The 20,802-nt window shown below is 64.1% G+C and carries 17 protein-coding genes; 6 read left to right on the top strand and 11 right to left on the bottom strand.

Annotated elements, in window-relative coordinates:
* Window positions 1-14: 14 nt before the first annotated feature.
* Window positions 15-1,427: an efflux RND transporter periplasmic adaptor subunit gene (locus JQ631_RS10445; RefSeq protein WP_212325981.1), complete on the bottom strand. Its 1,413-nt coding sequence runs from the start codon at window positions 1,425-1,427 to the stop codon at window positions 15-17.
* Complete coding sequence (locus JQ631_RS10450) at window positions 1,417-2,892, bottom strand: efflux transporter outer membrane subunit (protein WP_212325983.1); 1,476 nt, start codon at window positions 2,890-2,892, stop codon at window positions 1,417-1,419. The genes JQ631_RS10445 and JQ631_RS10450 overlap by 11 nt, the downstream gene beginning before the upstream one ends.
* 393 nt (window positions 2,893-3,285) lie before the next feature.
* Here JQ631_RS10450 and JQ631_RS10455 point away from each other — a divergent pair, with 393 nt between their 5' ends.
* From JQ631_RS10455 to JQ631_RS10470, 4 genes are all read left to right on the top strand, one after another.
* Window positions 3,286-4,599 (top strand): NAD(P)/FAD-dependent oxidoreductase, encoded by a 1,314-nt coding sequence (locus tag JQ631_RS10455; RefSeq protein ID WP_212325985.1) that lies wholly within the window; start codon window positions 3,286-3,288, stop codon window positions 4,597-4,599.
* Between the two features lie 61 nt (window positions 4,600-4,660).
* Window positions 4,661-5,440 carry a DUF1365 domain-containing protein gene (locus JQ631_RS10460; protein ID WP_249160241.1) on the top strand — a complete coding sequence of 260 codons (780 nt, stop codon included), beginning with the start codon at window positions 4,661-4,663 and terminating at the stop codon, window positions 5,438-5,440.
* A 94-nt stretch (window positions 5,441-5,534) separates the two neighbouring features.
* On the top strand, window positions 5,535-6,764 hold the full coding sequence (locus tag JQ631_RS10465) for an SAM-dependent methyltransferase (protein WP_212325989.1): 1,230 nt from the start codon (window positions 5,535-5,537) through the stop codon (window positions 6,762-6,764).
* A gap of 84 nt (window positions 6,765-6,848) precedes the next feature.
* Window positions 6,849-7,883 (top strand): cysteine synthase A, encoded by a 1,035-nt coding sequence (locus JQ631_RS10470; protein WP_212325991.1) that lies wholly within the window; start codon window positions 6,849-6,851, stop codon window positions 7,881-7,883.
* Window positions 7,884-7,921: 38 nt separating this feature from the next.
* Here JQ631_RS10470 and JQ631_RS10475 read toward each other — a convergent pair whose 3' ends face one another.
* From JQ631_RS10475 to JQ631_RS10500, 6 genes are all read right to left on the bottom strand, one after another.
* Window positions 7,922-8,458, bottom strand: a complete 537-nt coding sequence (locus JQ631_RS10475) for a DUF805 domain-containing protein (RefSeq protein ID WP_212325992.1) — start codon at window positions 8,456-8,458, stop codon at window positions 7,922-7,924.
* 110 nt (window positions 8,459-8,568) lie between these two features.
* Window positions 8,569-10,797, bottom strand: a complete 2,229-nt coding sequence (locus JQ631_RS10480) for an O-linked N-acetylglucosamine transferase family protein (protein ID WP_212325993.1) — start codon at window positions 10,795-10,797, stop codon at window positions 8,569-8,571.
* A gap of 90 nt (window positions 10,798-10,887) precedes the next feature.
* Complete coding sequence (locus JQ631_RS10485; RefSeq protein WP_249160243.1) at window positions 10,888-11,625, bottom strand: amino acid ABC transporter ATP-binding protein; 738 nt, start codon at window positions 11,623-11,625, stop codon at window positions 10,888-10,890.
* Window positions 11,626-11,636: 11 nt separating this feature from the next.
* A complete protein-coding gene (locus tag JQ631_RS10490) occupies window positions 11,637-13,142 on the bottom strand; it encodes an amino acid ABC transporter permease (RefSeq protein ID WP_212325994.1) in 1,506 nt (501 codons plus the stop codon).
* Window positions 13,139-14,344, bottom strand: a complete 1,206-nt coding sequence (locus JQ631_RS10495) for an amino acid ABC transporter permease (protein WP_212325995.1) — start codon at window positions 14,342-14,344, stop codon at window positions 13,139-13,141. The genes JQ631_RS10490 and JQ631_RS10495 overlap by 4 nt, the downstream gene beginning before the upstream one ends.
* A 27-nt stretch (window positions 14,345-14,371) precedes the next feature.
* On the bottom strand, window positions 14,372-15,388 hold the full coding sequence (locus JQ631_RS10500; RefSeq protein WP_212325996.1) for an amino acid ABC transporter substrate-binding protein: 1,017 nt from the start codon (window positions 15,386-15,388) through the stop codon (window positions 14,372-14,374).
* Window positions 15,389-15,789: 401 nt separating this feature from the next.
* Here JQ631_RS10500 and metC point away from each other — a divergent pair, with 401 nt between their 5' ends.
* Entirely contained in the window at window positions 15,790-16,974 is a 1,185-nt protein-coding gene (gene metC / locus JQ631_RS10505) for a cystathionine beta-lyase (RefSeq protein ID WP_212325999.1), read from the top strand.
* Window positions 16,975-17,132: 158 nt separating this feature from the next.
* Window positions 17,133-18,821 carry a Na/Pi cotransporter family protein gene (locus JQ631_RS10510; protein WP_212326001.1) on the top strand — a complete coding sequence of 563 codons (1,689 nt, stop codon included), beginning with the start codon at window positions 17,133-17,135 and terminating at the stop codon, window positions 18,819-18,821.
* 9 nt (window positions 18,822-18,830) lie between these two features.
* Here the strand turns inward: JQ631_RS10510 and JQ631_RS10515 are convergent, their stop codons facing one another.
* From JQ631_RS10515 to JQ631_RS10525, 3 genes are all read right to left on the bottom strand, one after another.
* Window positions 18,831-19,169 carry a lipid-A-disaccharide synthase N-terminal domain-containing protein gene (locus JQ631_RS10515; protein ID WP_212326002.1) on the bottom strand — a complete coding sequence of 113 codons (339 nt, stop codon included), beginning with the start codon at window positions 19,167-19,169 and terminating at the stop codon, window positions 18,831-18,833.
* Window positions 19,166-19,900, bottom strand: coding sequence for a glycosyltransferase family 2 protein (locus tag JQ631_RS10520; protein WP_212326004.1), 735 nt, complete (start codon window positions 19,898-19,900; stop codon window positions 19,166-19,168). The genes JQ631_RS10515 and JQ631_RS10520 overlap by 4 nt, the downstream gene beginning before the upstream one ends.
* A 67-nt stretch (window positions 19,901-19,967) precedes the next feature.
* Window positions 19,968-20,801 (bottom strand): phosphatase PAP2 family protein, encoded by an 834-nt coding sequence (locus JQ631_RS10525; RefSeq protein WP_212326006.1) that lies wholly within the window; start codon window positions 20,799-20,801, stop codon window positions 19,968-19,970.
* Window position 20,802 lies beyond the last annotated feature (1 nt).

Here is a 20,802-nt window from a genome sequence, read left to right on the forward strand (position 1 = left end):
GGCCGTTGCCGGGATCATGGCTGTTTGGCTCCAGGTCCCGATTGTTGAGCCCCCGGCCCCGGCGCCGGTCCGGTCTGCCCCTTCTGGTCACCTTCGCTGGTCTTCCGCTTGGCGCGGAACTCGCCATCCTTGCCTTGGCCATCCTTCTGGCCGTCCTTGGCCTGACCACCCTTCCCGTCGCCCTGCGGCGTGCGCGTGCGCTTGCGCGGGGCGAGGTCGGCCGACGGCGTCTGCTCATCGCGACCGATGATGACCTTGGATCCGTCGGACAGGTTCGCAAAGCCCGTGGTGACCACCTTGTCGTCTGCCGTCAGGCCGCTCGCAATGACCGCATCATGCTCGTTCTGCTGCGTCACCGTCACGGGCTTGGCCGTCACGACGTTGTCCGCGCCGATGACGTAGCTGAACGTGCCGATCGGGCCGCGCTGCACGGCCGATGTCGGCACCACCAGCGCCTGCGGCAGGGTCTCGACCTTGAGGCGGACATTGACGAACTGGCCGGGCCAGAGCTGGTAATTGGCGTTGGGGAATTCCGCCTTGAGCTTGAGCGTCCCGGTGGTCTGGTCGACCTGGTTGTCGATGCCGGTGAGCTTGCCGGTGTCGATCACGGTGACGCCGTCGTTGCCGAACACGTCGACCGACAGCGCGCCCTTCGCCGCGGCGGCATTGACGCGCATGATCTGCTGCTGCGGCAGGCTGAACCACACCGCGATCGGCTGCAATTGCGTGATGACGACGAGACCGGTGGTGTCGGAGGCGTGGATGATGTTGCCCTGGTCGACCTGGCGGAGGCCGACGCGGCCCGAGAGCGGCGCCACGATCTTGGTGTAGCTCAGCGTCGCCGCCGCATTGTCGATGGAGGCCTGGTCAGCCTTGACCAGCGCCTCGGTCTGGGCGACCGCCGCGCGCTGGGTGTCGGCCTGCTGCTTGGAGCCGGCATTGGAGGCTGCGAGCTGCTCGTAGCGCGTCAGGTCGATGCGCTGGTTGGCGAGTTGGGCTTCGTCCTGGGCCTTCTTGGCGACGGCCTGGTCATAGGTTGCCTGATAGAGCGCCGGGTCAATTTCGCCGAGCACGTCGCCCTTCTTGACGTCCTGGCCCTCCGTGAACTTCACGGCGATCAGCTTCCCGTCGACCTGGGAGCGCACGGTGACGGTGTTGAGCGCGCGGACCGCGCCGACGCCGTCGAGATAGACAGGTACGTCCTGAACCTTCGGCGTCGCCGCCAGCACCGGGACCGGCAGATCCGGGCGCTGCTGGCCGCGGCCGTTCGTCTGCTGTTGCGGCTGCTGATGCCACAGGGTCCAGCCGAGATAGCCAAGGCCGCCGAGGATCGCGAGCGTGATCAGGGTCATGACGAAGCCGCGGCCGCGCGACTTTCTCGCCGTCCCTTCTCTGGCGCCGTCCTTCGTATCCGGCTTAAAGAGCATTGACCGGTTTCTCCATGCGCGGCTCCCAGCCGCCGCCGAGCGCCTGATAGAGGCTGACGATGGCAAGAAGGCGCGCGAGCTGCGCCTGTGACAGCGCATCTTCAGCCTGGAACAGCGTCAGCTGCGTGTTGAGCACGGTCACGATATCGGCCGTGCCGGCGCGCAACTGCTGCTCGGCAAGATCGAAGGCGCGCCGCGAAGCAGTGACCACATCGCGCTGCAACTGCAGCTTGATCGTGGTCTGCTTGATTGAAAATAGTGCGTTGTCGACGTCAGTGAAGGCCTGAACGATGGTCTTGCGGTAGGTCTGCAGCAACTCATCCTGCCGCGCCTTGGCGTACTCGAAATTGCCGAGGATCTTGCCACCGTCGAAGATCGGCTGGGTCGCGCTGCCGACCAGCTGGAAGAACGCCGCGTGCGGCTGGAACAGCGAGACCAGCGCCGAGCTCTGATAGCCGCCATTGCCGGTGAGCTGGATAGTCGGGAAGAACTGCGCGCGGGCGTTGCCGATGTTGGCGGTGGCGGAGGCGAGCTGTGCCTCCTGCCGGCGAATGTCAGGCCGCTGCGTCAGCAGCTCCGACGGCAGGCCGGGCGTGACGCGCGGGATCGCAATCCGGTCGAGTGAGCCGCCTGCAAGCCGCACGCTCTCCGGCGGGCGCGAGACCAGCACCGCGAGCGCATTGGTGTTCTGGTCGAGCGTCTGCCGCAGCGGCGGCACCAGCGCCTTCTGGTTGGCGAGCACGCTCTCCTGCTGGGCGACGTCGAGATCGGTGCCCGTGCCGGCCTTGCGGCGCTCACTGACGGCATCGAGGATGCGCTGGGCGCTGGCGATATTGCGCTGGGCGGTGCGCAGGCGGTCTTGCGAGGACAACACCTGGAAATAGGCGTTGGCGACGGCTGCGAGCGTCGTCAGGGCGACGGTGTCGCGGTCGAAGCGGTTGGCCTTGGCAGTCTCCTCCGCCGTTTGCAGCGCGTCGCGGTTCTGGCCCCAGAAATCGAGCTGGTAGCTGGCGCTCAGCGATGCCTGGTAGTTGACGACCTCACGGCCACCATTGGTGAGCCCCGAAGCCGAAGAGCCGGACGTGCGCGAATAAGCCTCTTGTCCGGTTCCCGACAGGCTCGGCAGCAGCGCCGCACCGGCCTGGCGGGCCTGTGCGTCGGCTTCGACGATGCGCGCAACCGCCGCCGCGATGTCGAGATTGACCGTCTGCGCCTCTTCCATCAATTGCGTCAGCTCTCTCGAGCGGAAGCCACGCCACCAATCCAGCGTCGGCGGCGCATCGGCCTTCCCGGCGTATTTGTATTGCGCGGGAACGTCGAGCGCAGGATCGGGAAGATCCTGCGTCAGTACGCAGGCGCCCGAACTCGAGGCCAGGCACAGCACGGCGACCGCACGCAGCGTGCGGGACGCAGAACCCAGAAGTGGCCTCCTGGCGACGGCCGAAACCCGCTGTGTCACATCCACCCCCTGCCGGGCAGATCATGCCGCCACCGCGCGGTCGGCTTAGCCGATTCGCGGGCGGACGACCGGACGTATTGATCTAACTCGTTCACAGCGTGATGCTTTCTGCGGAACCTGAAATCGATACTAGCCGGACGCGGAACTGCGGGACAGTCCCGCACCTGCGAAGCGCACATCCGAACGCGACGGCACCGAGATCATCGAAATGCAAGATGTGCCTGTCTTGCAGAGGTTTTTTCACTTCCGAAACGTTCGGAAACTGAACCAAGCTTACCAAGATTTCATGTGATATTGCAGCCACAGTTGCACTGAAGCCGCAGACTTGGGCCCGCACTCCACTGAAACCCGCGCCGCAACGCACCGTAGCTTGTCCACACGAGGCAGGGACATTGACGCATGCGCATCGCGGTTATCGGAACGGGCATCGCCGGCAACGCGGCGGCCTGGACGCTCTCACAGCGCTATCCGGTAACGGTCTATGAGCGTGAGCTGCGCCCCGGTGGCCACAGCCACACCGTCACCATCGATTATCAGGGCACGCCTGTTGCCGTCGATATCGGCTTCATCGTCTACAACGAGCTCAACTATCCCGACCTGACGGCAATGTTCGCCCATCTCGGCATCGAGACCGTGGCGAGTTGCATGAGCTTTGCCGTGTCCGCCGATACCGGCCGTTTCGAATGGCGCGGCGGCGGCAATGATTGGTGGGCGACCGGGACCGGCTTATTCGCCCAGCCGAGCAACCTGCTCTCGCCATCCTATCTGCGGATGCTCACTGACATCCCGAAATTCGGCCGCCAATGCGTCGACGACCTCCGCAACGGCCGCCTGAGCGGATTGACGCTCGGCGACTATTTCCGCCTGCGGCAGTTCTCCAAGCGCCTGCTGACGGATTATCTCGCGCCGATGGGGGCCGCGATCTGGTCGGCGCCGGCGAGCGAGATGCTCGATTTTCCGGCCGAGAATTTCGTCGCCTTCTTCGACAACCACCGCCTGCTGCATTACGACCGGCCGGTCTGGCGCACCGTCAAGGGCGGCAGCCGGCGCTATGTCGAGAAGCTCCAGGCTGCGTTGAGGGATCGTATCAGGCTCGGCTGCGCCGTCACGTCGGTCGAGCGCACGACGCACGGCGTCGTCGTCCATGATAGCCACGGTCAGCACGAGATGTTCGACCATGTGGTGATCGCAGCGCATAGCAACCAGGCGCTCGCGATGCTGTCCGACGTAGACCAGCGCGAGCGCGACATCCTCGGCGCCATCGGATATTCCAAAAACAAGGTCTATCTGCATCGCGACGTCAGGCTGATGCCAAAGCGGCGGCAAGCCTGGGCCTCGTGGAATTTCCTGCGCTGGCAGCGCCAGGGAGATGCGGTGAACGATGTCGCCGTGACCTATTGGATGAACCGGCTCCAGGGCATCGATGCCGGCAAGCCGCTGTTCGTCAGCCTCAACCCGCCGTTCGAGCCTGCGCCGGAGCTCACATTCGGCCAATATCTTTGCGAGCATCCGCAGTACGATGCGGCGGCCTTTGCCGCGCAGAAGCGGCTGGGTGAGATCCAGGGGCAGCGGCACACCTGGTTCTGCGGCGCCTGGACCGGCTACGGCTTTCACGAGGATGGCTTGCGCTCGGGTCTTGGCGTGGCCGAGGCGCTCGGGGCAACCGCGCCGTGGCGTGAAGCACCGATCGAAATGGCGGTAGCCGCGGAGTAGCGCGATGGTGACGACAGCCCTTCCCGCGACAGATGCCGCCTCGCTCTATTTCGGCGACGTCATGCATGCGCGGCTGAAGCCGATGGGCCATCGCTTCAGCTACCGGGTGATGAGTCTCCTGATCGATCTCGACAGGCTGGATGAGGCTGACCGTCAATCAGCATTGTTCGGGGTCAACCGCGCCGCGCTCTACAGTTTCCACGAAAGGGATCACGGCCCGCGCGACGGCTCCTCGCTGCGCGCATATGCGGAGTGCTGCGCCGCCGCACAGGGCATCGACCTTGGCGGCGGCCGGGTCGATCTGCTCTGCTATCCCCGCCTGCTCGGCTACGGATTCAATCCGCTCTCGGTCTATTTCTGCTATCGTGCCAACGGCGAGCTGGCGCTGGTGATCTACGAGGTGCGCAACACCTTTGGTGACATTCACCCGTACATCCTGCCGGTGCACGCAGACGAGTGGAGCGACGCGGGGCTGCGGCAACAGCAGGAAAAACTGTTCTACGTCTCGCCGTTCATACCGATGGCAATGCGTTACCATTTTCGGGTGCTGCCACCCTCCGACATGGTCAGGCTGCGCATCCTGGAGACTGACTGCGACGGTCCGCTGCTTGCCGCGACCTTCTGCGGCCGCCGCCGTGCCCTGACCTCGCCTGCGCTGTTGCGATCCCTCTTCGCCCTGCCGTTGATGAGCTTCAAGGTGGTGGCCGCGATCCATTGGGAAGCACTGCGGCTTTGGCTGAAGGGTGCGCGGCTGGTGCCACGACATGATGCCGCAGAGCAGCGCAGCGGTGAAAACACCTTGGCGCGCGGCAAATCGCGCCCTTATATTATCGGTCGCTGACCGTTTGCGGGGCGCGCTCGGTCTGGCAATCGACGCGGGATGGGCGCGCGCGGCTGGCGGTCGGACAGCATCCGTTGAGGTCATGGATCTGACGATGTCGAATACCATTTCGGTTGCGCCTGACGATGTCGAAACAGTGCTCGCCGACCTGCCGCGGATCGCTCGTCTTGCGCTGACCTTCGGGGCGCGGCTGCGGCGCGGGACGCTCGATGTCACGCTTCCTGATGGCCGCGTGATCCGGCTCGGCGGACACGAGCCGGGTCCGAATGCCACCATGCGTCTGCACAATTACGGCGTCGCCTCGCGTCTCATCAACGGCGGCGACATCGGCATTGCCGAAGCCTATCTCGCCGGCGAATGGGACACGCCTGATCTGACGCAGTTTCTCTACCTGTTCTGCGTCAACCACGATCTGATCCAGGCCATGCTGCGCGACAAGCCGTTGATGCGGTTCGTGCAGATGGTGCAGCATTGGTTCAACCGCAACACGCGCCGCCAGGCGAGGCGCAACATCCACGCCCATTACGATATCGGCAACGCGTTCTATTCGGCCTGGCTCGATCCGAGCATGACCTATTCATCGGCGCTGTTCGAAGGTTCGACCACGGACCTCACGGCGGCGCAGACCAACAAATACCGCCGCCTCGCCGAGGCGCTCGACCTGAAGCCGGGCCAGAAGCTTCTCGAGATCGGTTGCGGCTGGGGCGGCTTTGCCGAATTCGCTGCCAAGACGTTTGGCGCGCGCGTCGTGGGTCTCACGATCTCGACCCAGCAGCGCGACTTTGCACAGCGGCGCATCCACGAGGCGGGCCTCGCCGAGAAGGTCGAAATCCGGCTTCAGGACTATCGCGACGAGCGCGACCGCTACGATCGGATTGCCTCCATCGAGATGATCGAGGCGGTCGGCGAGCAGTTCTGGCCGCGCTATTTCGCCCAGTTGCGCGACCGGCTGCTGCCGGGGGGCCTTGCCGGCATCCAGGCGATCACTATTCAGGACAAGCTTTTCCAGAGCTACCGGCGCGAGGTCGACTTCATCCAGCGCTACGTCTTTCCCGGCGGCATGCTGCCCTCACCGGCCGTCCTGAAGTCGCTCGGAGATCGCTTCAACGTCCCCGTCATCCGCGAGCACATTTTCGGGCAAGATTATGCCAAGACGCTCGCCACCTGGCGAAATAACTTTCGCGCGGCCTGGCCGGGCCTGGTACCGCTCGGCTTCGACGACCGGTTCCGGCGGCTGTGGGAGTACTATCTCGCCTATTGCGAGGCCGGATTCCTGTCCGGCAATATCGATGTCCGGCAGGTCATCTTCGCAAAGCAGCAATAAGAGTTTGCCCCCTCGCCTTGTGTGGCCGGCGACCCTACTTTAGGGTCGCCCTCCAATCGCGAAACCAGCCGGTAATTGCCTGACATGACCATCAAAAACGACGTTGTCGACGCCATCGGCAACACCCCGCTCATCAAACTCAAGCGCGCGTCTGAACTGACCGGCTGCACCATTCTCGGCAAGGCCGAGTTCATGAATCCCGGCCAGTCGGTCAAGGACCGCGCCGGCAAGTGGATGATCCAGGAAGCCGAGAAGCGCGGCGAGCTCAAGCCGGGCGGCCTCGTGGTCGAAGCGACCGCCGGCAACACCGGCATCGGCCTTGCGGTGGTCGCAAGCGCACGCGGCTATCGCACGCTGATCGTGATCCCGGAGACGCAAAGCCAGGAGAAGAAGGATTTTCTGAAGCTGTGCGGCGCGCAGCTGCTGGAATCGCCGGCACTGCCCTACTCCAATCCAAACAACTACCAGCATGTCGGCCGTCGCCTTGCCGATGAGCTGCGCAAGACCGAGCCGAACGGCGTGCTGTTCGCCGACCAGTGGAATAACCTCGACAACGCCAAGGCGCATTACGACTCGACCGGCCCCGAGATCTGGGCGCAGACCGGCGGCAAGGTCGACGGCTTCGTCTGCTCGGTCGGCAGCGGCGGCACGCTCGCCGGCACCAGCCGTTTTCTGAAAGAGAAGAACAAGGACATCCGGATCGCCTGCGCCGATCCGCATGGCGCCGGCATGTTTGAGTATTTCCGGACCGGCACCGCCAAGGCGACATCAGGCGACTCCATCACGGAAGGCATCGGGCTCGGCCGTGCGACCGCGATCGTCGAGAGCGCGAAGGTCGATGACGCCTATCTCATTCCCGATGCCGAAGCTGTGACTGTCATCTACGAGCTGCTCCAGCACGAAGGCCTGTGCCTCGGCGGATCCACCGGCATCAACATTGTCGGCGCGATGCGTCTCGCCAAGCAGCTTGGGCCCGGCAAGACCATCGTCACCATTCTCTGCGATTCCGGCAGCCGCTATCAGTCAAAGCTGTTCAACGCCGACTTCATGCGCGCCAAGAACCTGCCTGTGCCGGAGTGGCTGGAGAAGCGCAGCAACATCAAGCTGCCGTTCGTCTAGCTCCAGGCAGTCAGCCGCGGGCCCCTGGCCCCAAGCCCTTAGCCCCAGGTCGGACGCGCTCCGCCTTGCGACACGCGCGCAAGGCGCTGGTCCGACGTCGACGGCTTGGTGACAGCACGCGCAGGCGGCTCGAAGGGATTGCTGTAAGCGCCCTCGCTCTCGGCTCCCGGCCAGAACGTAAGCGCAAGCATCAGCGCAAGATTGACCAGCGCGCCGACCGTCGTGCCCTGGTGTTCCCCGCCGATCGCCCAGGCCGGAAACCGGCCCGCCACGACATGATCGACGACCATCAGGGCGATCCAGGCCGGGATGACGCAGACCGGATCCCAACCGATGTCGCGGATGCGCATCGATTGCAGCATGAAGGTCGCAAGCCCGAAGAAGACCATCGCACCGACGATGGCCCAGTGATGAGTAAGGTCCTCGGCGCGAACCATGCTCGGCGAGGTCGTGCGCAGCGCGGCCATCGCGATCGCAAAACAGATCGCGGTCATCACGATCGCCAGCGCGACCGTGGCGAAGAAGAAATGCAGCCGCCCAAGGCGGGCATTGAGGCCGAACACGAAACCGAGCATCTGACACACCCCTTTTGCGCCTTATGCGCAGAAGGAACTTTCGGACGCGTGAAACGGCGAGATATCGCTGGCGGCATGGTTTTTGGCCCGCGATCGAATTGCGTAGAATTTTACGGTTCAGGGGATGCTGCCGCACAATAATCCCGCCAGAACTGGCGATAGGCCGCGTCGACCCTGCCCGCGTAAATCTCGACATTGCCCGCGGGCGAAGCCGCGATCTGTGCCGGCAAGCCCGCGCGCAGCTTCGCCAGGTGATCCGGCTGTCTCGCGAACTTGCAAGCAATCGCGGCATAGCCATCATCGTCCTCGGCGACCCAGTCGTTAAGTCCGACGGCCGCGACGATCGAGGCGCCGGCACGCGACGAGGACGCATTGCCGAGCCTGGCAATGACGGGCACGCCGGCATAGAGCGATTCCCACGTGCTGATGCCGCCATTCTGCGGGAATGGATCGAGCGAAATATCGACCTCGGCAAAAGCCCGCAGATGTTCGTGGCGCGGGGTCATGCCCAGACAGGTGATGTCAGCCTCGGCAATACCGTGCGCCACAAATCGGGCGAGCAGGCGCTCGCGCACCAGGGGATCGTCGAGCAGCGTGTGCTTCAGGATGATCCTCGATCCCGTCACCTCGCGCATCAACTTCGACCACACGCGGATGGCGTCGTCCGAGATCTTGTTGATGCGGTTGAACACGCCGAAGGTCACGTAACCATTGCGGAGCATCGGAAGCTCCGAAGGCGGCACATCCAAGATGGGATCCAGCGTGTTCAGGCACGGCAGGTCATAGACCTTCTCGGCCAGCAGATGCCGCGCCGATTGCGGAATGAAAACGGAGTCTGCAAGCACGTAGTCCATGGTCTTAAGGCCAGTGCCGGACGCATGTCCGAAGGCCGTGACCTGGATAGGGGCCGGCTTGCGCGCAAACACAGGAAGCCTGTTGCCGGTGGTATGCCCCGATACGTCGATCAGGATATCGACGTTGTCGGCCTGAATGCGATCGGCCAGTTCGTCATCCGACAGCTGCCAGGCGTCGACCCAGACATCGGCCAATTGCTTGAACCTGGCGGTCACCTCGTCCTGCGTCGAGGAGCACGCGTAGCAGACGATCTCGAACTTGGCGCGATCGTGATGGCGCAGCACCGGCAACAGCGCGAACGCCGCCGAGTGGTACCAGAATTCGGCCGAGACATAACCGATGACGATCCGTCTGTTGGGATCCAGCGACCTCGGCGAAAGCGTCCTCTGCGGCAACCTCGTGCCGATCGCGTCCCACCAATGCTTTCGCGCGGCCTGCTGGACCGCGAAATCGGCGTCGGCGAGAAAGTCGAGAAAGAAGATCTTTCGCCCGATCAAGCCCGGATCAGGCGCAATGGCCACCGCCGCGTCGAGAAGCTCGATCGCGGATGCGATCTCGCCCTGGTTTGCAAAGCAGGCGCTGAGCAGCGCCATCGCGACCGCGGAGCGCGGATTTTCCTCGAGCAACGTCGTACAGGCCAACATGGCCTGCGCCGTATTCCCCATGTTGAGCGAGACCTGTGCCTTGCCCTGCAAGGCCACTTCGAGCTTGGGGGAAATCGCAAGTGCGGCGTCAAAATCGGCCGCCGCCTGTTCCATCAGCGACAGCTCGAGATTGACCCGTCCACGGTTCGCCAGGATCTTCGCCGAACCCGGCCTGAGCGCGAGCGCCGCTTCAAGCGCGCTCTTCGCCTCGTCGTAGTTCTTGAGCTCGATATTGACCAAACCCTTGCCGACGAGTGCCTCCACGTGTCGCGGCTGAAACAGCAAGGTCCGCTCGAAGCTTTGCCGGGCGCGGTCAAACTGTTGCACGGCCAGCGCGGCCAGGCCGCGATTGCACAGCGCGTCGACATAGTCGGGCTTCAGCTTGATGGCCCGATCGTAGAGCTCAATGGCCTGCTCGACCTGGTTCAAGTGCAGCAGGGCGTTGCCGAGATTGGCCAGGGCCATCGGGAAGCCCGGCTTCAACGCGATCGCCTTTTCCAGGTACGTGCGCGCTTCCTCAAATTGCCCCAGCGCGAAGTGCGTCGCTCCCAAATCGGAAAAGGCCTGGGCCGAGCGCGGGTCGACGGTTACGGCCTGCTTGAGAGCCTGTTTGGCCGCTTCGAAATGCTGAGCTGCAAACGCGCACAATCCCAGCAGATGCAGGGCGCCGAAATGCTCCGGGAGCTCACTCAGGATCTGGCGACAGAGCGCTTCGGTCTCAGCGTACCGGCCCTGGCCATAGGCCGCATTCGCCGTGGAGAGGATGGCCTCTGCCTGCTTCCTGGATTTCTTCTGCAATCGCGCGTTCTGGAACGCGCGCGCACCGGCGCTGCTCTGCAAGGTCGCTCTCCGAGGGATGGCCCACGACGAGTCTAGCTGATTCGCCTGCCGCGCCGGCCGCTCAGCGGCGCCCCCGGGATATCCCCGACATCAGCGCAGGATCTGGCTCAGGAACAGTTTCGTACGGGCGTGCTGGGGCGTGGCGAAGAATTCGTTCGGCGTGTTGGCTTCGATGATCTGGCCCGCGTCCATGAACACGACGCGGTTGGCGACTTCCTTGGCAAAGCCCATCTCGTGGGTGACGACCAGCATGGTCATGCCCTCCCCGGCCAGATCGACCATGGTGTCGAGGACCTCCTTGACCATTTCGGGGTCGAGCGCCGAGGTCGGCTCGTCGAACAGCATCACCTTCGGGTTCATGGTGAGGGCACGGGCGATGGCGACACGCTGCTGCTGACCGCCGGACATCTGGCCCGGGAATTTGTTGGCCTGGTGCGGGATCTTGACCCGCTCCAGGAATTTCATGGCGGCCGCCTCGGCGTCCTTCTTGGGCATGTTGCGCACCCAGATCGGCGCCAGCGTGCAATTGTCCAGCACCGTCAGATGGGGGAACAGATTGAAGCTCTGGAACACCATGCCGACCTCGCGGCGCACTGCATCGACATGCTTGAGGTTCGGTCCGAGTTCGATGCCGTCGACGACGATCTCGCCCTCCTGGAACTCCTCGAGCGCGTTGATGCAGCGGATCAAGGTCGACTTGCCCGAGCCCGAGGGACCGCAGATCACGATGCGCTCGCCCTTATTGACCTCGAGGTCGATGTCGCGGAGCACGTGAAATTCGCCGTACCATTTGTTGAGGCCGGAAATACTGACGATGGGTTCTGACATGGTGAGCTCGATCAGTTGCGACGGTGGGCGTTGAGGCGGCGCTCGACGAAGAGCGAGTAGCGCGACATTCCAAAGCAGAAGATGAAGTAGATGATGCCGGCGAAGGCAAAGCCGGTAAACAGCGTCGACGGCGCCGACCATTTGGGATCCGCGAACGAGGCGCGCAGCGAGCCCAGCAGATCGAACAGCGCGACGATCGACACCAGCGAGGTGTCCTTGAACAGCGAGATGAAGCTGTTGACGAGATTCGGGATCACATGACGAAGCGCCTGCGGCAGCACGATCAGCGACGTCGTCTTCCACCAGGACAAGCCGAGGGCCGCCGCGGCCTCGCTCTGCCCGCGCGGGATCGCTGCGAGCCCGCCGCGGACGTTCTCGGCCTGGTAGGCGCCCGTGAACAGCGCGATGCCGATCAGCGCGCGGACGAGGCCGTCGACCGTGAAATTGCCGGGCAGGAACAGAGGCAGCATGTAGGTGGCGAAGAACAGCACTGTGATCAGCGGCACGCCGCGCCAGAACTCGATGAAGGTGATCGCGAAGATCCGTATCAACGGAATGGTGGACCGACGGGCAAGTGCCAGCGCAATGCCGATCGGTAGCGAGGTGACAATGCCGGCGACCGAAACCACGAGGGTCACCAGGAGACCGCCCCACAGTCTCGTCTGCACGACGGGAAGTCCGCCGTGATCGAGCCCCATCAGCTTGATGACGGCAGCGATCCCAATGAACGCCGCGATGCTGGCCGCCAAGGGCCGCCATCCCGCGCGCGCGCCGCCGCCAATGACGAAGGCAATCAAGGACACGACGGCGGTCGTGATCACAAAGTCGGTCCAGAGCGACTGACCCGAACTCTCAAGCTGATCCCGCAGCCAGGTCAGCGGGAAGATCAGCCAATGGATGGCGTTGCCGACCAGAACGATCAGAGTGCCGACCCCCCATAGCAGCGGCGCGATCACCGACGTCTCGCTCAGGCTGAGCAACACCTGCCCCGCGCTGATGATGCTGTCGTCGAACAATTCCAGCAGGCCGGCGGTCCAGCTGACGCCGAAACCGGTGATGCCGCCGCCATGCAGCAGGAAAAACGCAACGACTGGAAAGGCGAAGAAGAACAGGCTGGCGTTCAGCCCCTTGGCCGGCAGGCGCGGAATCAGCAACGGCACCAGCAGGACTGCCGCCAGGATCAGCGCGAAATTGACCCGCCAGCGCTCGGCCTCGGGATAAAAGCCGTAGATCAGCTGGGGCAGCTTGGCATGAATGTAGGGCCAGCAGGCACCGTACTCGGCCAGACAGGCGCTGCGGTCGTGACCGCTCCAGACCGCATTGACGATCAGGAACTTGACCGACGGAATGATGGTGAACCAGAGCAGCAGCGCGCCGATGATCGTGAGCAGGATATTGGACGGCGAGTTGAACAGGCGCGTGCGCAGAGTCCCGACAAAACCTGACGTCTTGACCGGTGCCGGACGCTCGACGACCAGATCCTGGCGGACAAAGGATGACGCCGTGATATCCGTCATGCGCCAAGACTCCGATTGAGGCGCCAGCCATAGATGCTCATCACGAAGCTGGTGAACAGCGAGATCAGCAGGTAGACGCCCATCGTCATGGCGATGATCTCGATCGCCTGGCCTGTCTGGCTCAGCGACGTGCCGGCCCAGACCGACACGAGATCGGGATAGCCGATCGCGACCGCCAGCGAGGAGTTTTTGGTGAGGTTGAGATACTGGTTGGTCAGCGGCGGCACGATCACGCGCATCGCCTGCGGCACCACGATCAGCCGCAGCGTGGTACCTCGGCTCAGGCCCAGCGAGGACCCCGCCTCCATCTGGCCCTTGTGGACCGACAGGATGCCGGCGCGCACGATCTCGGCGATGAAGGCCGCCGTGTAGGTCGACAGCGCCAAGGTCAGCGCGACGAATTCCGGAATGATGCGGGCACCGCCGGCGAAGTTGAAACCCTTGAGCTGCGGCAGCTCGACGGTGAAGGGCTGACCGAACACCAGCATGGTGATGAGCGGCAACCCGATCACGAGGCCCAGCACATAGGGCCAGATGCGGATCATCTGCCCGCGCAAAAACAAGGCCCGCCGCGCATGGATGCGCAACGCCAGCGCCACGACGATGCCCACTCCCAACACTGCCAGGAACGGCCCTAATCCGGCCTGGCCGATCGGCTCTGGAATGACGAGGCCGCGATTGCTGATGAAGGCGACGCCGAACAGCGAGATGCTTTGCCTGGGATTGGGCAGCGCCGCGAGGACCGCCAAGTACCAGAAGAGGATCTGGAACAGCAGCGGCAGGTTGCGGATGAGCTCGACATAGATCTCGCCGATCCGCGAGACCAGCCAGTTCGGCGACAGCCGGCACAGCGCGACGATGAAGCCGATCACCGTGGCGAACACGATGCCCACCGCAGAGACCGCGAGCGTATTCAACAACCCGACCACGAACACCCGCAGGAACGTGTCCGAGCCGGTGTAGGAGATCAGGGTCTGGTTGACGTCGAAGCCGGCGTTGTTGCTGAGGAAGCCGAAGCCCGCGGCAATGTGCTGGTTTTCGAGATTGGCGCGGGCGTTGGAGATGATCTCGTAGGCGATCCAGCCGAGAACCGCCGCGAAGGCAAACTGGACGGCGACGCCGTTCCAGCCTGCCTTGCCGCCCAGAATGCGCCTGATCTTCAGGGCGATCTGGAGCGGCGGTTTACGAGCCTCGGTGCTCATTGCCGTGCGCCCGCTGATCGAGCGCGATCAGCGGATCGGCGGCGCGTACTGGAGACCACCCTTGTTCCAGAGATTGTTCAGACCACGGCTGATGGCGAGCGGCGAGCCCGCACCGACATTGCGATCGAACACCTCGCCGTAATTGCCGACGGACTTCACGATCCGGACGACCCAGTCCTTGGTCACACCGAGCTGTTCGCCGAAATTGCCGTCGGTGCCGAGAACGCGTTTCAGCTCCGGATTCTCCATCTTGGCTTTCTCGTCGACGTTCTTCGAGGTGATCCCGAGCTCTTCGGCGGTCACCATGGCGAACAGCGTCCATTTCACGAGGTCGAACCACTGGTCATCGCCATGGCGCACCATCGGTCCGAGCGGCTCCTTCGAGATGATCTCCGGCAGAACCATGTGGTCGTTGGGATTGGCGAACTTCAGACGACTGGCGTAAAGTCCCGACTGGTCGGTGGTGTAGACGTCGCAGCGGCCGGCTTCATAGGCCTTGATCGTTTCATCGAGGCCGCCGAACGCGATCACTTCGTACTTCATATTGTTGGCCTTGAAGTAGTCCGCGAGATTCTGCTCGGTGGTGGTGCCGGTCTGGACGCAGACAGAGGCGCTGTTGAGCTCAAGGGCCGAATTCACCTTGAGGGACTTTTTCACCATGAAGCCCTGTCCGTCATAATAGGTCACGCCGGTGAAGTTGGCGCCGAGCGAGGTATCGCGCGAGAGGGTCCAGGTGCTGTTGCGCGACAGCACGTCGATCTCGCCGGACTGCAGCGCGGTGAAGCGGTTCTTGGCCGAGGTCGGCACGAACTTGACCTTGGTCGGATCGTTGAAGATGGCGGCCGCAATGGCGCGGCAGACGTCGACGTCGATCCCGCTCCAGTTCCCCTTGTCGTCGGGGTTCGAGAAGCCCGGCAGACCCTCGCTGACGCCGCAGGACAATGTGCCCCGGTCCTTGACGGTCTTGAGCGTTTGCGCATCGGCGGCTTGAGCAGTCAGGCCGGCGGCGAGAGCGAAAGTAAGAGCCAGAGTTACGCGTTTCATGGGCAAAAGGCCTTTCAAGGTCGTCTCAAGATCAGGAATGTTGTCTCAGGATCGTCTCTGCCAGGGCAATCCTACTTAGGGCCTGCCCTGCAAGAGTCATGCTGGAAAACCTTGCCGAACACTCGCCCATCCCGAGAGGCCATACGCCATACCCTAATCCCTGCCGCAGGCGCCCGCCGTTGTGGCTGTGGCGCAAAGTCCGGTCAGACGATGGATCGAAGGTCGCGGCTGCCCCTCAACATGCGGCGACTGAATAGCACCTGCGCATCACAGAACGACTGGCGAGCCGGGTCAAGGGGTTGACGGGACTCTTCTGTGTTCTGTTATTAACGTTCGCGGCCTGATGGCCGCCCCGGCCGTGCGATCCGCGCCCGGCGGAGACGCTTTTTGAAAGCAGACGCATGGATTCCTCGCACCCCGCACAGCAGCATGCCGAAACCCGGCTGGTCACCTCCGGCCGCGACACCAAGGCGCAGAAGGGGTTCGTCAATCCACCGGTGTTCCATGGCTCGACCGTGCTCTATCCGACCGCCGAGGATCTGCACGCCCATCGCGGCGAGTTCACCTATGGCCGTCACGGCACTCCGACGACCAGGGCGTTCCAGGACACGCTGATGGCGCTGGAGGGACCGCAATGCGCCGGCGTCGGCATCGTGCCGTCGGGCCTGTCGGCGATCTCGACCACCCTGCTCTCGGTGTTGAAGACCGGCGACCATCTGCTGGTCGCCGACAACATCTACCGGCCCTCGCGCAATTTCTGCAACGGCATGCTCGCCCGTTACGGCGTCGAGACCACCTATTTCGACCCGCTGATCGGCGCCGGCGTCGAAAAACTGTTCAAGCCGAATACCCGCGCGGTGCTGGTCGAGGCGCCCGGCTCGCAATCCTTCGAGATGCCCGACATCCGTGCCATCGCCGAGGTCGCGCATGCGCGTGACGCGCTCGTCATCGACGACAACACCTGGGCGACGCCGCTCTATCACCGCTCGCTCGAACAGGGCGTCGACATCAGCATGCAGGCCGCCACCAAATATATCGGCGGCCATTCGGATATCATGTTCGGCACGATCTCGGCCAACGCCAAGTCCTGGCCGCAAGTCTCGGAAGGCATCCGCCTGCTCGGCGTCTGCGCCGGTCCCGACGACGTCTTCCTCGCACTGCGCGGCCTGCGCACGCTGTCGGTGCGGCTCGCGCAGCATCATCGCTCCGGCCTCGACATGGCGCGTTGGCTGGCTGGCCGCCCCGAGGTCGCGCGCGTGCTGCATCCGGGGCTCGAGACCGATCCGGGCCATGCGATCTGGAAGCGCGACTTCACCGGCGCCTCGGGCCTGTTCAGCATCGTGCTGAAGCCGGCACCGCAGAGCGCCGTCGACACCATGCTCAACACGCTCAAGCTGTTTGGCATGGGCTTCTCCTGGGGCGGCTTCGAGAGCCTTGCGATTCCCTTCGACTGCGACGGCTATCGGACCGCGACCAAATGGGCGCCGGGTGGCCCGACGCTGCGACTCCACATCGGGCTCGAGAGCGTCGACGACCTCAAGGCCGATCTCGATCGCGGCTTCGCTGCCCTCAAAGCGGCCATGTGAGCCTGCTCACAAAAGACAACGGGCCCGCGGCCGCGCCAAGGCGGGCCGCGGGAACGGGCATGGCGCGCAGACGTTAACGCCGACGCGCCAACAAATGGTTTGAACCTCAAGCATTTGGCGCTAGCCTCACCAATCGACTCTCAATCTGGACACGGAGCATGGGAACGTTGGTTCTGCTCGACCTGATGGGCGGCGTTGCGCTGCTGCTGTGGGGCCTGCACATGGTCCAGAGCGGCATCCTGCGCGCCTTTGGCCCGGATCTGCGACGCCTGCTCGGCAAGGCTCTCGGCAACCGCTTCAGCGCGTTCGCCGCGGGCCTCGGCCTCACCGCACTGCTTCAGAGCAGCACGGCGACAGCGCTCCTCACCAGCTCCTTCGCCGCCGAGGGCCTGCTCAGCCTCGTCGCCGCGCTCGCCATCATGCTGGGGGCCAATGTCGGCACGACCCTGATCGTGCAGGCGCTCTCGTTCAACATCGCAGCCGTCGCGCCCGTGCTGTTCGTGCTCGGCCTCGTCGCCTTCCGCTCCGGCCCGCGCTCGCGGATCAAGGATATCGGCCGCATCTTGATCGGCCTCGGCTTGATGCTGCTGTCGCTGCATATCCTGCTCGATACGCTGGCGCCGGCGGAGAACGCACCTGGTGTGCGCATCGTGATGTCGGCCATCACCGGCGACCCCATCCTGTGCATCATCATCGCCGCGCTCCTGACCTGGGCCGTGCATTCGAGCGTCGCCAGCGTGCTGCTGATCATGTCGCTCGCCTATTCGCAGTTCATCACATCAGATGCGGCGCTGGCTCTGGTGCTCGGGGCCAATCTCGGCAGCGCCGTCAATCCCGTGTTTGAAGGCGCCAGGCGCGACGATCCCGCGAGCTATCGCTTGCCGGTCGGCAATCTGGTGAACCGTATCATCGGCATTGCGCTCGTCTCGCCATTCCTGGGTACGATCGCAACTCATATGCATGCCTGGCAGCCTGACCTTGCCAAGATGATCGCGGCGTTCCACATCGCTTTCAATGTCGGCACAGCCGTCCTCTTCATCGGCCTGCTCGACACCATGTCGCGCCTGCTGACCCGCGTCCTGCCGGATCGCGTGCAGGAAACCGACCCGGCCCGGCCGCGCTACCTCGACGAGACCGCGCTGGAGACGCCCTCGCTCGCGCTCGCCGATGCCGCCCGCGAGACGCTCCGCATGGGCGATCTGGTCGAAACCATGCTGCGCAAGGTCATGGCCGCGATGATGACCGGCGACCGGTCGCTGGTCGATCAGGTCTCGAAGACCGACAATGTCGTCGACAGTCTCGACGAGGCCATCAAGCTCTACGTCACGAAGCTGACCCGCGGCAGTCTTGACGAGAGCGAGGGCCGGCGCGCGATGGAGATCATTTCCTTCGCCATCAATCTCGAGCATATCGGCGACATCATCGACAAGAATCTGAGCGAGCTCGCCACCAAGAAGATCAAGCGGCGCTTCCAGTTCTCGCCCGAGGGCGCCGACGAGCTCGCGGCCTTTCACAAGCGCACGATGGACTCGCTCCGGATCGCCTTCGGTGTGTTCATGTCGGGCGATGCCAACGAGGCCCGCAAGCTGCTGGTGGAAAAGACCGCGCTGAAGAACACCGAGCTTGCCGCCGTCGAGCGCCATCTCGACCGCCTGCGCGAGGGCCGCCCCGAAACCATCGAGACCACGTCGCTGCATCTGGACGTGCTGCGCGATCTGCGCCGTATCCACTCGCATATCTGCTCGGTCGCTTATCCCGTGCTGGATGCGGCAGGCGAGCCTTATCGCAGGACCGAGGCGGAGGCAGCCGCCCTGCCCGCCTCAGGCGCCACAGCGCTACCGCGCTAGCGGCAGGAATCAGCGGTCCAGCGTCTTCGAGGCGCGGCCGCGGTTCTTGATGATCAGCATGATGTTGCGGATGTAGATGATCGTCGCCAGCGCCTGTCCGAGGATGATGATGGGCTCGCGCTTCACGACACCGTAGACCAGCGTCATCAGGCCCCCGCCCATCGAGCAGAACCAGAACGCCATCGGCACCACGCTGTTGCCGGCCCGCTCGCTCGCGATCCACTGCACCAGGAAGCGCGCGGTGAAGAACAGCTGCGCGACCAGGCCGAAGGCGAGCCAGAAATCGAACTTGGCGACGAAGACGTCATAGAAGTAATTGTGCAATGCCTGACCGAACTGGATGATCATGCCTTTACCTCGGTCACGTCTGGAGTGGGCTTCTTGCGGCGGATCAGCCACCACACGCCGGCGAGATCCATGATCCCGATCCACAGCCGGTCGAAGAAGCCGTAATTGGACACACCGGAATGGCGCGGCCGGTCGATCACGTCGACATAGGCGATGTCGTAACCTTCGCGACGGACGAGCGCCGGCAGGAAGCGGTGCAGCCCGTCGAAATAAGGCATCGTCAGGAACACTTCGCGCCGGAACGCCTTCAGCCCGCAGCCGGTATCGCGTGTGCCATCCTGGAGGATCGCATTGCGGACCTTGTTGGCGACCCGCGACTGGAATTTCTTGAAGCCGGTGTCCTTGCGCCCGACGCGCTGTCCCGCGGCGAGCCCGACATTGGCGCCCTTCTCGACCGCCGCGATCAGGTCCGGCAGGAAGGCCGGATTGTTCTGGCCGTCGCCGTCGAGCGTTGCCACGATCGTACCGCGGGCGGCGCGCACGCCGCTGCGCACCGCCGCCGACTGGCCTCCGGATTTGGCATGACGCAACTGCCGCAGATTGTCCCGCTGCGCCATGAGGCCTGCGAGCCGCTCGCCGGTCGCATCGGTCGAGCCGTCGTTGACGTAGATGATCTCATAGGCCCAGCGGCCGTCGAGCGCGGCCGTGATCTCCGCGATCAGCGGTGCGATGTTGTCGGCTTCGTTGCGCACGGGAACGACGATGGAAACCGAAGGCTGGGACGACGACAAATCGAAAGCTCGTGGTTGGAATTGGCCCGCGACCCTGGGGAACCGCTCCCCCGGGAAGCAGCCGCTTTTATGGGGCAGATGCCCCGCGGGCAACCCTTTTGAGGCGTCCGGGAAGCGGCACGATGGTGCCGTCGGCCTGGATGGCAAAGCCGAGCCGGCGCGCCGCAAACCAGTAGCGGACCGCCATGGCGCCGACCATGCCGACCAGGGCGCCCGCCGTGACGTCACTCGGGTGGTGCGCGAGCAGCACCAGGCGCGTCAGCAGGATCACGATTGCGTAAGTGAACATGAATACGCGCAAGCGTGGCCAGAGCGCCGAGACCGCAAAGGCCAGAGCGAACGCCGTCACCGCATGCCCGGACGGCAGGCTGGAATAGGCCCCCGTGCCTTCGAGCGGTATGAAGTTGAACGGATCGGCCTTGCCGCCGACGAACGGACGCCCGCGGCCGATGAGATATTTCAGGATCTCGGTGACGAACACCGACAACGCAACAGACAGAAACAGATATTGCAGTCTCGTCCCGAAGCCGAGCAGCAGCGCACGGCGGGTGCCGTGCATTCCGGCAGCAACGATTGCCACGATCAGCAGCGCCAAGCCCAGTACCGAGAGCACATTCTCGTCCTTGCCGAAATCGGTGAAGATGCGGATCGGCCAGAGCGCCGGCGTGCCGCGCGCCGGCATCAGCTGGATCTCGGTTCGATCAAACGCGAGCATCAGCACGATAATCAAGGCCGCGCCGACTGCACTCAGCCAGAGCGAATGCCGCGCCAGTTTTCGCGCGGCCGCGGCGCGACGCGAATGCGAGGGCGCGCGCACGAGCTGCGCCAGTGCATGACCCGCGACCGCAACCAGCTGCGCGGGGTAGCTCGCACGCCGCGCGATGCTGGTCGAGCCAGCCATC

The sequence above is a fragment of the Bradyrhizobium manausense genome, from assembly GCF_018131105.1.
Classification (GTDB): Bacteria; Pseudomonadota; Alphaproteobacteria; order Rhizobiales; family Xanthobacteraceae; genus Bradyrhizobium; species Bradyrhizobium manausense_B.

What these genes read in the sequence shown, in the direction of transcription:
- metC (WP_212325999.1), top strand. Translation starts at nt 15,790, where the DNA reads ATGGATTCCTCGCACCCCGCACAGCAGCATGCCGAAACCCGGCTGGTC.
- JQ631_RS10485 (WP_249160243.1), bottom strand. Translation starts at nt 11,625, where the DNA reads ATGTCAGAACCCATCGTCAGTATTTCCGGCCTCAACAAATGGTACGGC.
- JQ631_RS10525 (WP_212326006.1), bottom strand. Translation starts at nt 20,801, where the DNA reads ATGGCTGGCTCGACCAGCATCGCGCGGCGTGCGAGCTACCCCGCGCAG.
- JQ631_RS10515 (WP_212326002.1), bottom strand. Translation starts at nt 19,169, where the DNA reads ATGATCATCCAGTTCGGTCAGGCATTGCACAATTACTTCTATGACGTC.
- JQ631_RS10465 (WP_212325989.1), top strand. Translation starts at nt 5,535, where the DNA reads ATGTCGAATACCATTTCGGTTGCGCCTGACGATGTCGAAACAGTGCTC.
- JQ631_RS10445 (WP_212325981.1), bottom strand. Translation starts at nt 1,427, where the DNA reads ATGCTCTTTAAGCCGGATACGAAGGACGGCGCCAGAGAAGGGACGGCG.
- JQ631_RS10455 (WP_212325985.1), top strand. Translation starts at nt 3,286, where the DNA reads ATGCGCATCGCGGTTATCGGAACGGGCATCGCCGGCAACGCGGCGGCC.
- JQ631_RS10460 (WP_249160241.1), top strand. Translation starts at nt 4,661, where the DNA reads ATGCATGCGCGGCTGAAGCCGATGGGCCATCGCTTCAGCTACCGGGTG.
- JQ631_RS10500 (WP_212325996.1), bottom strand. Translation starts at nt 15,388, where the DNA reads ATGAAACGCGTAACTCTGGCTCTTACTTTCGCTCTCGCCGCCGGCCTG.
- JQ631_RS10475 (WP_212325992.1), bottom strand. Translation starts at nt 8,458, where the DNA reads ATGCTCGGTTTCGTGTTCGGCCTCAATGCCCGCCTTGGGCGGCTGCAT.
- JQ631_RS10495 (WP_212325995.1), bottom strand. Translation starts at nt 14,344, where the DNA reads ATGAGCACCGAGGCTCGTAAACCGCCGCTCCAGATCGCCCTGAAGATC.
- JQ631_RS10470 (WP_212325991.1), top strand. Translation starts at nt 6,849, where the DNA reads ATGACCATCAAAAACGACGTTGTCGACGCCATCGGCAACACCCCGCTC.
- JQ631_RS10510 (WP_212326001.1), top strand. Translation starts at nt 17,133, where the DNA reads ATGGGAACGTTGGTTCTGCTCGACCTGATGGGCGGCGTTGCGCTGCTG.
- JQ631_RS10490 (WP_212325994.1), bottom strand. Translation starts at nt 13,142, where the DNA reads ATGACGGATATCACGGCGTCATCCTTTGTCCGCCAGGATCTGGTCGTC.